Source organism: Azospirillum melinis (genome assembly GCF_013340935.1).
GTDB classification, from domain to species: Bacteria; Pseudomonadota; Alphaproteobacteria; order Azospirillales; family Azospirillaceae; genus Azospirillum; species Azospirillum melinis.
The window spans coordinates 1-584 of record NZ_WHOS01000157.1; the positions used below are offsets into that span (position 1 = coordinate 1).

Genomic DNA, 584 nt, shown 5'->3' on the forward strand with positions numbered 1-584 from the left:
TCGGTCATCTGCTGCGGCAGGTCGGCCAGCGTCACCATGTAGGACGACACCAGGGCGGCGGCGCACAGGAACATGACGGTGCTGGTGGTGCGCGCCGCCTGGACCAGCAGCGGGACCAGCTGCGGCAGCGTCACCTGACGGTAGACGAACAGCGCCACGAACAGCGAATAGACGGCGGCGACCACCGCGGCCTCGGTCGGCGTGAAGATGCCGCCGCGCAAGCCCCCGATGATGATGACCGGCAGGGCCAGCGCCCAGACGCCGTCGCCCAGCGCCTTCAGCCGTTCCCGGCCGCTGGCCTTCGGCTGCAGCTTCACCGTCATGTCGCGGACGACGAACATCCAGGCGCCGATCAGCCCCAGCCCCATCAGCAGGCCCGGCACGATGCCGGCCATGAACAGCGAGCTGATCGAGGTGTTGGTGGTCACGCCGAAGATGATGAAGGGCATGCTGGGCGGGATGATCGGGGCGATGATGCCGCCCGACGCGATCAGGCCGGCGGAGCGCGGCACCGGATAGCCATGGTCGCGCATCATCGGGATCAGCAGCGTGGCGAGTGCCGCGGTGTCGGCGATGGCCGAGCC

At 69.3% G+C, this 584-nt stretch carries 1 protein-coding gene; it reads right to left on the minus strand.

The features are described from left to right. Positions 1-584 (minus strand): TRAP transporter large permease subunit (locus tag GBZ48_RS35920; RefSeq protein ID WP_174475383.1); only part of this gene is annotated, 584 nt, incomplete at both ends.